Source organism: Mycobacterium sp. (genome assembly GCF_035603715.1).
Taxonomy (GTDB): domain Bacteria; phylum Actinomycetota; class Actinomycetes; order Mycobacteriales; family Mycobacteriaceae; genus Mycobacterium.
On the sequence record NZ_DATNJW010000655.1, the window covers coordinates 1 to 8,996 of the forward strand.

Sequence of the window (8,996 nt, forward strand, 5' to 3'; positions counted from 1 at the left end):
GACGCCCCAGGGGAGAAGGTGCACTCCCGCGGTGTCGCCTACACACCGAAGGACGGCGGCAAGATCGCGGTCCGCCGCCGTTAAGATCTGCGGCTATGGCCGATGACAGCGAGCTCGTGGACATGATGAACGGCGCCCTGGGTTCGACGATCCCGATTGCCCACAAGATGGGCGTCAAGGTCGTCGAGGCCCGGCCCGGCTTTGCCGCTACCACCGTCGCGGCTGAGGGCAATGGCAACCACTTCGGCGTCATCTACGCCGGCGTGCTGTTCACCGTCGCCGAAGTCCTCGGCGGGATCATTCCGCTGGTCACGTTCGACACTGCGAAGTACTTCCCGCTGGTCAAAAACCTCGACATCCAATTCGTCGCGATGGCCAAATCCGACGTGCGTGCCGAAGCCGGCCTCGACGACGAGACGATCGCGCGGATCGAAGCCGAAGCGGCCGAACGGGGCAAGTCCGATTTCACCCTCGAGGCGGTGGTGACCGATGCCGACGGCACGACGGTCGCCACCACCCGCGGCCTCTACCAGCTACGCGCCATCGGCAAGTAGCCGTCCGGCCGCACGACACTGTGCCGCACCGGCAGCCAGCATGCCGCCAACGGGACTGTCGAGATCAGCCCCAGTGCAACCACTCCCGCTATATGCCGGTGCTCGTCGGGCATGGTGAGCGCCATGATGAGCATGGCGGCGAAGTGGGCGGAGTTCGCCGTCAGGTTGAAGTCGAGGAAAAGTCCGTGTGCCAGTGGTTCGCCCGCCGAACGGAACAGGAAAATAGCCCAGATCACGTAGACCGTGGACAGCATCACCGCGGTGGAATCCGCGTTGCCGCCCCAGTCGAATAGTCGGGCCAGCAACGGCGGCAACGTGTCGATGTGGTGCGTGGCGGCGAGCAGAAGGTTGGGGACGAAGAAGAACAGGTAACCGATCGCGGTAACCCGAATCATCAAGGGCAGCAGAGAAGCTGGCCGAATTCGATTCACGACTGACTCCTGAGATGGATGGCTGCGTTAGACGGCCACGGCGACGGCTTGGATCAGCCGAAGGCGGTCGTCGCGGGCGTTCTGCAACAGGTTCATCACCTTGGTCTCGATATCGGGGACAACGAGTTGAAGACCGAGCGGGTCGGTGGGCGCCTCGAATATCGGCGCCATGGCCGCGACGGCGAAGTCGGTCAGATCGTTCCACACGTCGAGCGTGAATCCTGCGCCCCGCAGCGTCGCGGCGAGCTCATCGGGCGTGACGAGGTGGCTGCGCCCGGGTATGTCGGCCCACGGCACCGGGAACGTGAGCGGCTGGTGGGGTCCTGCCGTGGCGTCCCAGAGCGCGAGCCGGCCACCGGGCCGCAGAACGCGGCGAGCTTCGCTGTATAGCCGCGATTTGTCGGCGACGTTCATCTGCACGTGTTGACTGACAACGACATCGACGCTGGCAGCCGGCAACGGAAGGTCGGTGACGTCTCCTTCGATCACCTCGATCCGGTCGTCGAGGTGTACCAGGCCGTTCAGCCATCGGGCGGTGTCGCAGTATTCAGCGGTGAGATCGACCGCGGTTACGCGACAGCCGTATTCGGCGGCGAGCAGGCGGGCGGTGCCGCCAATGCTGCTGCCGGCGTCGAGGACGTGATCGGCCGCGGTGACGTGAGCGGCCTCCAGCAGCGCCGTGGTGCCAGTCCGGCCCAGCGAGTGGAAGTGCTCGAAGGAGGCGAGGCCACCGGCCAAGTCAGCCGGCGTCAGCGCATCGAAATCCTTTCCAGCACCGCGCAACGCGGCTTCGATACGCTCGCGCACTCCTCCGACGGCGTACTGTGCCACCGCGCCGACGGCGGGCTGCCCGGTCATCGTGCGACCGCCGATGCAGTGCCGATCCGCGGCAGTTGCGCGTGGCGGATCCGGTCGGGGTCATGGGTGGTCTGCCAGAGATCGGAGTCGATCGACAGCGCTCCGATGGACGCGCCGTCTTGGAAGGTGTGCAGGTAACGCTTGCGGTTCGGGGCAGGGGTGACAACAGATTTCGCGAGCAGGCGCATGGCGCGGGCCATCCCGGAGAGGCCACGTGTGGTGCCGGGCATGCTGGCGAGATAGCGGCGAGCGATCGTTTCCATGTCCTCGGCCGGCCGGCCGGTGAGGCGCTCGACGGCATCAGTGGGCGCGTTGATGGCGAAGGTGTCTCGTTTGAGTTCGTCGACGTACCACTTGATTTGGATGAGGCTGTACTCGTCGAAGCCGATCGAGCGGGCCGACTTCGCAAATACCGCGAACGGAATGTCGAGGTAGCGGATCGTACGGCCGAACACTCGGCTGAGGATTTCGGCGTAGCCGCCGGGGGTGAGCAACTCCGGGCCGGTGGGACGGTAGCTGCGCCCCAGATGCGGTTCGGGATCTACCAGTAGAGCGGCGACGACCCCGGCGATGTCCTCATTGGACGGTGGGGCGTTGAGCCCGTCGCCGAAGGGGAGCGTCAACATCCCGAACTGCGCCACGGAGTCCAGCGTGTAGGTGTAGCTCTCCGCGAAAAAGCCCGGGTTGACGGTGATCGACCCGACTGTCGGCATCCAGTCGAAAACCCGGTCAGCGAGCCACGTGGCGCGGGTGTGCGCCGAAAGGTGACCGGGGTCGGCCAGCCATTGACTCATGGATACCACGACCTCGAGCCGCTTTTCCTCGGCGATGGCAGCGAACAGGGTGGCGGCTTCCAATGCACTCGGCATGGCAGGGGCCGCCCAGTAGGCGCGCTGCACGCCGTCCAGCGCCTTGCGCACATCGTGCACGTCGCTGACATTCCCGACGACGATTTCCGCTCCGCGGCGGCCCAGCGCGGCGGAGCGGGCGTCTTCGCGATGGACCATCGCGCGAACCGGAAGACCGCGTGACAGCAATTCCAGGGCAGTATGACGTCCGGTCTTGCCCGCTGCCGCGGTCACCAGGGTTGTGGGTGGGGTGTTCATCATGGTCACTCCTTTGTCGACTCGATGGGGTGTCAAGAAACGCATTGCGCAGCAATCTTTTTCAGGCGATCACCGCCTCTGATTCCGCCGATTCGGGGATCTCGGCCGGCGATCTGCGTGCCCGTGCGGGCAGCAGCACCGCCACGACGACCGCCGCGGCCAGCGCGATGGCCGCGCAGACCAGAGAGCCGATCTGCATGCCGCCCAGGAACGCGTGGTTGACCGCATCGCGCGCACCGGCAGCCTGTGCGACGGGCAATTGCCCAATGACCCTGTACGCGGCCGCCGTTGATTGTTTCATCGTGGACCGGAGGTCTGCCGGAAGCGCCGCAAGAGCCGACGACGAGTCGATGCGCCTGGCGTAGACGGATGCGAACACGCTGCCGACGATCGCGACGCCCAGCGTGCCGCCCAGTTCGCGGGTGGTGTCGTTGACGGCCGAACCGACCCCGGCCTTGTCGGCGGGCAGCGAGCCCATGATCGCTTCGGTGGCGGGTGCGAAGGTGAGGCCGAGGCCGCCACCGAGCAGCACCATCTGCCCGGCGATCTGCAGGTAGGGCGTGGCCGCATCGGCGGTGGAGGCCCATGCGAGCCCCGCCGCGAAAATCGCAAGACCCGCCGCGACGACCGCTGTGCTGCCGAGTCGCTCCACCATGCGTGGACCTAGCACGCTGGCGACGGCGATCGACACGGCGACCGGCAGCAGCCGTGCACCCGCCTCGAATGCGCTGTAGCCCTTGATGAATTGGAAGTACTGGGTGATCACGAAGATGAAGCCGAACAGGGTGAGAAAGCCCGCTGTCACCGCCAGGCTCCCCCCGGAGAATCGCCGGTTGGCGAACACCGAGACGTCCAGCATCGGGTGCGAACTACGCTGCTCCCACCGCGCAAAGGCGGCGAGAACAACCGTGGCGATACCAAAGCCCGCCACCGCCCGCGCGCTGCCCCATCCCCACTGCGGGGACTCGATAACCGTGTAGATCAGCGCTGTCACGCCGACACTGGACAGGACGAGCCCGGGCATATCGACCTTCGGTGCGGCCGGATCACGCGACGTTGGGACGAACAGAATGCCACCCACGATTGCGATCGCGGCGACCGGCACGTTCACCAAAAAGATTGATCCCCAACTGAAGTGCTCGAGCAGCCAGCCGCCGGACATCGGCCCGGCTGCGACGCCGACACCGACCATCGCCGCCCAGATGCCGATCGCCTTGGCCCGCCGCACCGCATCGGTGAAGATGTTCGTGATCAGACCCAGGGTGGTCGGAAAGATCACCGCGGCGCCGACCCCCATCGCGGCGCGGGCCGCGATCAGAGCTTCTGCCGAGTTCGCTTGCGCCGCAACGATCGATGTCATCGCGAACAGGGCGAGCCCCCCGCTGAGCCAACCGCGTCGACCGTAGCGGTCGCTGAGGCTGCCTGCCGACAACAACAGTCCGGCCATGACGAGGGTGTAGGCGTCCACGATCCACTGCAGTTGCGCGGTGTCGGCATTCAGTTCTCGGGAGAGTGTCGGCAGGGCGACGTTGACGATGGTGGCGTCGACGCTGATGACGAACACGCTGAGGCAGATGGCGGCCAGTGCGGCGATCGGATGGTCGCGGAACACCGGCGGGCGAGGAAAGATGCGCATGAACAGAACCGTAAACTGAATAGACAAGAAAATCAAGCAATAACTTGATTAACAAGTTAGAGGGGTAGAGTGGCTGGTGTGGCCGGTCGCAAGAGTTACAACCAGAACTGCCCGATAGCACGCGGGCTTGACGTGCTCGGTGAGCGCTGGACGCTGCTGATCCTGCGCGAGCTTCTCGGGGGAGCTCGCCGCTATGGCGATGTGCGGGCAGCGCTTCCGGGCATCGCCACCAACCTGCTCGCCGACCGGTTGCGCGAACTCGAAGAGGCCGGCCTGGTGGTCCGCAGCGAATTGCCGCCGCCCGTTGCCCGGACCGTCTACACACTCAGCGACGAAGGCTGGCGGAAGGTGCCGCCAGTGATCCGGGGCGTTGCCACGTTCGGACTGGATCTGCTCGAACCGAGCGAAAGCGCGCTGACACCGTTGAACGGATTTCTGGCCGGGATACTTCTCGGCTTCGATCCCACTCAGGTCTCCGATGGCCCGGCGTCCTACAGTGTCGACATCGACGGCCGTCGTTTCGGATTCGGAGTGACCAGGGATGGATTGACCGCCGCGACGGATCCGCCGGCCGTCACCGTGACCGCGACCGCAGCAGACCTGATCACCGCACGCCTTGGCGGGACCGCCGCCGAGCGGAAGGCTGCACTGCGGCGGTGCAAGTTCGAAGGTAGCGCCGCAGCGATCGAAGCGATGCGCGCGGCGTTTCGGCTGTCGGCAGATCCCGGGCTGGGACTGGTCAACCGCAGCTAGCCGTTATGTCTCGGCTGCGGCCCGTCGTGGCAACTTCCATCCCGGCCGGATGAAGTGACAGGTGTACCCGTTGGGGTAGTGCTGCAGGTAGTCCTGGTGTTCGGGCTCGGCCTGCCAGAAGTCGCCGGCCGGGCTGACTTCAGTCACCACCTTGCCGGGCCACAGACCTGAGGCCTCGACGTCGGCGATGGTGTCCAGCGCGACGCGCTTCTGGTCGTCGTCGACGTAGAAGATCGCGGAGCGGTAGCTGGTTCCGACGTCGTTGCCCTGCCGGTTTTTGGTGGTCGGGTCGTGGATCTGGAAAAAGAACTCCAGGATTGCGCGGAAGTCGGTGACTGCCGGGTCGTAGGTGATCTCGATGCCTTCGGCATGGGTTCCGTGATTGCGGTACGTGGCGTTGGGCACGTCGCCGCCGGTGTAGCCCACTCGGGTCGAGATGATTCCGGGCTGTTTGCGGATCAAGTCCTGCATGCCCCAGAAGCAGCCGCCGGCCAGTATTGCCTTGCTGTAGTCCGTCATCTCCCCGATTATCCACTTGCTCGACAAACTGCAATAGAACGTGTTCTAGTTTCTTGCGTGAGCAAGGTTTTTACCCGCGATGAACTCGCTGCCGCGTTCGCGCGTTTCGAGCAGACCGTTGACGAGGCCGCCCAGGCCAAGAATTGGGACCAGTGGGTGCAGCATTACACCCCGGATGTCGACTACATCGAGCACGCGGCGGGCACCATGAAGGGTCGCGACGAGGTGCTCACCTGGATCAGCAAGACGATGAGCACGTTCCCGGGCAGCCATATGACGGCGTTCCCGTCGCTGTGGTCCGTCATCGACGAACCCACGGGACGGATCATCTGCGAGCTCGACAACCCGATGGTCGACCCGGGCGACGGCACCATCATCAGCGCGACGAACATCTCGATCATCACCTACGCGGGCGACGGCCAATGGTGCCGCCAAGAAGACATCTACAACCCGCTGCGCTTTTTGCAGGCGGGAATCAAGTGGTGCAAGAAGGCGGAAAAGCTAGGCACGCTCGACGACGACGCGGCCCGCTGGATGCAGACGTACGCGGGAATGCAATGAGCGCGCCCAAGCTGGTCATCGGGGCCAACGGATTTCTGGGTTCGCACGTCACGCGTCAACTCGTCGCGACCGGCGCGCAGGTGCGGGTGATGGTGCGCCCGACGGCGAACACCCGCAGCATCGACGACCTCGACGTCACTCGCTTTCACGGCGACGTCTTCGACACCGCCACCGTGCGCGAGGCGATGGACGGCTGCGACCAGGTGTACTACTGCGTGGTCGACACCCGTGCGTGGCTGCAGGACCCCGCGCCGCTGTTCCACACCAACGTCGAGGGCCTGCGCAATGTGCTCGACATCGCTAAAGACGCTGGCCTACAGCGCTTTATCTTCACCAGCACCTACGCGACGGTCGACCGTCGCCATGGTCACGTGGCCACCGAAGCCGACCGAATCGGCAACCGGCGGGTAAGCCCCTACGTTCAGTCGCGGGTGCAGGCCGAGGATCTGGTGCTGCGCTATGCCGCCGATCATGGCCTCCCCGCCGTCGCCATGTGTGTGTCGACGACCTACGGCACCGGCGACTGGGGCCGCACCCCGCACGGCGCGTTCATCGCGGGCGCGGTCTACGGCAAGCTGCCGTTTCTGATGAACGGCATTCAGCTGGAAGTCGTTGGTGTCGACGACGCTGCCCGCGCGATGCTGCTGGCCGCCGAGCGCGGCCGAGACGGCGAGAAATACCTGATCTCTGAGCGCATGATCCCGCTGAAAGAGGTGGTCAAAATCGCTGCCGACGAGGCCGGTGTACCCGCGCCACGGCGGGCGATTTCGGTGCCGGTGCTCTACGCGATGGGCGCCATGGGCAGCCTGCGAGCCAAATTGACCGGCAAGGACGCTGAGCTCAGTCTCGAATCGGTGCGGATGATGCGCGCCGAAGCGTCAGTCGACCACGGCAAGGCTGTGCGCGAATTAGGTTGGGAGCCAAGGCCGGTCGAGGAGTCCATTCGGGAAGCCGCGCGTTTCTGGGCCAACATGAAGAATGCCAAGCGAAACAGCAAGGCCGCATCGTCCGAGTGAGCCGGAATGGCGCTTAACTTCCGACGTCCGATCCTCCGCGTGTCTCAAGTAACACAAGTGATTTTTGTTACATAGTGTGACGCATGGTGGATGTGTGGTGGCACCGCGCTGAAACACGTCACCCTGCGCCGTTCGACGACTGCCGCATCTCGGCGGTAGCGCAGCGGTGACCGCGACGACGCCCGCCGGGCTCGCAGGTTACGTGCGTGACCAACTCACGCCGCCGCTGGCGACCGTCGGTGGTTTCGCGCGGATGTGCACGCTGGCCGGAAAAGCGTTGTTCCGCCGACCTTTTCACTGGAACGAGTTCATCGTCCAAACCTGGTTCATTACCAGGGTCGCGTTGCTGCCCACTATTGCGGTCTCGATCCCGCTGACCGTGCTGATCGTTTTCACGCTCAACACCTTGCTGGCCGCCTTCGGCGCCGCCGACATCTCGGGGGCGGGCGCAGCCCTGGGCGCCGTCACCCAGCTCGGCCCGCTAACCACCGTGCTGGTGGTGGCCGGCGCCGGCTCGACCGCCATCTGCGCCGACCTGGGCGCACGCACCATCCGCGAAGAGATCGACGCGATGGAGGTTCTCGGCATCGATCCGATCCACCGGCTGGTGGTGCCGCGGGTGGTGGCGGCGACGGTCGTCGCCACGCTGCTCAACGGAACCGTCATCACGATCGGATTGGTCGGCGGCTTCCTCTTCGGTGTCAAACTCCAAAACGTATCGGGCGGCGCTTATCTCGCGACGCTGACATTGATCACCGGTTTACCCGAAGTGCTCATCGCGACCATCAAAGCGGCGATCTTCGGGACGATCGCAGGACTGGTCGGTTGCTATCGCGGCCTGACCACCAAGGGCGGTCCCAAAGGTGTCGGCGTCGCCGTCAACGAGACGCTGGTGCTCTGCGTTCTCGCGCTGTTCGCGGTCAACGTCGTGCTGACCACCATCGGCGTCCGCTTCGGGACGGGACACTGACATGACGACCGCAGCGGTAGTTCGCGCGCGCTTTCCGCGCGCGGCCGCCGGTGTCGACCATTACGCCGGCGGGGCCATCCGCGGGATCAACAATGCCGGGCACCTCACCCGGTTCTCCATCGTCGGCGCCTGGTCGATCGGCTGGGCGTTGCGCCGCTACCGCAGGGAGACGCTGCGGCTGATCGCTCAGATCGGCATGGGCACCGGCGCCATGGCGGTCGTCGGCGGTACCGCGGCGATCGTGGGCTTCGTGACGCTGTCCGGTGGCTCGCTGATCGCCATCCAGGGTTTCGCGTCGCTGGGCAATATCGGCGTCGAGGCGTTCACCGGATTCTTCGCCGCCCTCGCCAACGTGCGGGTCGTCACCGCGGTGGTGACCGGTGTGGCGCTGGCCGCCACGGTCGGAGCGGGTGCGACCGCGGAGTTGGGGGCGATGCGGATCAGCGAGGAGATCGACGCCCTCGAGGTGATGGGCATCAAGTCGGTGGCGTTCCTGGTGTCCACCCGGCTGATGGCGGGGCTGGTGGTGGTCGTCCCGCTCTACGCGATGGCACTGGTCATGTCGTTCCTGTCCGGACAGGTTGTCACCACG

11 protein-coding genes are annotated in these 8,996 nt (G+C 65.4%); 6 read left to right on the plus strand and 5 right to left on the minus strand.

Features of this window, described 5'->3' with window-relative positions; all coding sequences use genetic code 11:
• Positions 1-95: 95 nt before the first annotated feature.
• Positions 96-554: a PaaI family thioesterase gene (locus VN856_RS26450; protein ID WP_325694837.1), complete on the plus strand. Its 459-nt coding sequence runs from the start codon at positions 96-98 to the stop codon at positions 552-554.
• Here the strand turns inward: VN856_RS26450 and VN856_RS26455 are convergent.
• From VN856_RS26455 to VN856_RS26470, 4 genes are read right to left on the minus strand one after another with little or no spacing between them, the layout of a single operon-like run.
• Positions 527-985, minus strand: a complete 459-nt coding sequence (locus VN856_RS26455; RefSeq protein ID WP_325694839.1) for a hypothetical protein — start codon at positions 983-985, stop codon at positions 527-529. The genes VN856_RS26450 and VN856_RS26455 overlap by 28 nt on opposite strands.
• 27 nt (positions 986-1,012) lie before the next feature.
• Positions 1,013-1,843, minus strand: coding sequence for a class I SAM-dependent methyltransferase (locus tag VN856_RS26460; RefSeq protein WP_325694840.1), 831 nt, complete (start codon positions 1,841-1,843; stop codon positions 1,013-1,015).
• Entirely contained in the window at positions 1,840-2,952 is a 1,113-nt protein-coding gene (locus VN856_RS26465) for an NAD(P)H-binding protein (RefSeq protein ID WP_325694842.1), read from the minus strand. Before VN856_RS26465 ends, VN856_RS26460 begins: the two co-directional genes overlap by 4 nt.
• Before the next feature lie 58 nt (positions 2,953-3,010).
• Positions 3,011-4,585 carry a DHA2 family efflux MFS transporter permease subunit gene (locus VN856_RS26470; protein ID WP_325694844.1) on the minus strand — a complete coding sequence of 525 codons (1,575 nt, stop codon included), beginning with the start codon at positions 4,583-4,585 and terminating at the stop codon, positions 3,011-3,013.
• A gap of 78 nt (positions 4,586-4,663) precedes the next feature.
• Between VN856_RS26470 and VN856_RS26475 the strand changes: the two genes are divergently transcribed.
• The gene (locus tag VN856_RS26475) at positions 4,664-5,338 is read left to right on the plus strand and encodes a helix-turn-helix domain-containing protein (RefSeq protein WP_325694846.1); all 675 of its coding nucleotides are present in this window, start codon (positions 4,664-4,666) and stop codon (positions 5,336-5,338) included.
• A 3-nt stretch (positions 5,339-5,341) separates the two neighbouring features.
• Here VN856_RS26475 and msrA read toward each other — a convergent pair whose 3' ends face one another.
• Positions 5,342-5,857: a peptide-methionine (S)-S-oxide reductase MsrA gene (msrA, locus tag VN856_RS26480; RefSeq protein WP_325694848.1), complete on the minus strand. Its 516-nt coding sequence runs from the start codon at positions 5,855-5,857 to the stop codon at positions 5,342-5,344.
• Between the two features lie 57 nt (positions 5,858-5,914).
• Here msrA and VN856_RS26485 point away from each other — a divergent pair, with 57 nt between their 5' ends.
• From VN856_RS26485 to VN856_RS26500, 4 genes are all read left to right on the plus strand, one after another.
• The gene (locus tag VN856_RS26485; protein ID WP_325694850.1) at positions 5,915-6,418 is read left to right on the plus strand and encodes a nuclear transport factor 2 family protein; all 504 of its coding nucleotides are present in this window, start codon (positions 5,915-5,917) and stop codon (positions 6,416-6,418) included.
• Positions 6,415-7,434: an NAD-dependent epimerase/dehydratase family protein gene (locus tag VN856_RS26490; RefSeq protein WP_325694851.1), complete on the plus strand. Its 1,020-nt coding sequence runs from the start codon at positions 6,415-6,417 to the stop codon at positions 7,432-7,434. Before VN856_RS26485 ends, VN856_RS26490 begins: the two co-directional genes overlap by 4 nt.
• A gap of 253 nt (positions 7,435-7,687) precedes the next feature.
• Positions 7,688-8,404, plus strand: a complete 717-nt coding sequence (locus VN856_RS26495) for an MlaE family ABC transporter permease (RefSeq protein WP_414687054.1) — start codon at positions 7,688-7,690, stop codon at positions 8,402-8,404.
• Between the two features lies 1 nt (position 8,405).
• Positions 8,406-8,996, plus strand: a 591-nt coding sequence (locus VN856_RS26500) for an ABC transporter permease (RefSeq protein WP_325694855.1), incomplete at its 3' end; no start/stop codon positions are given.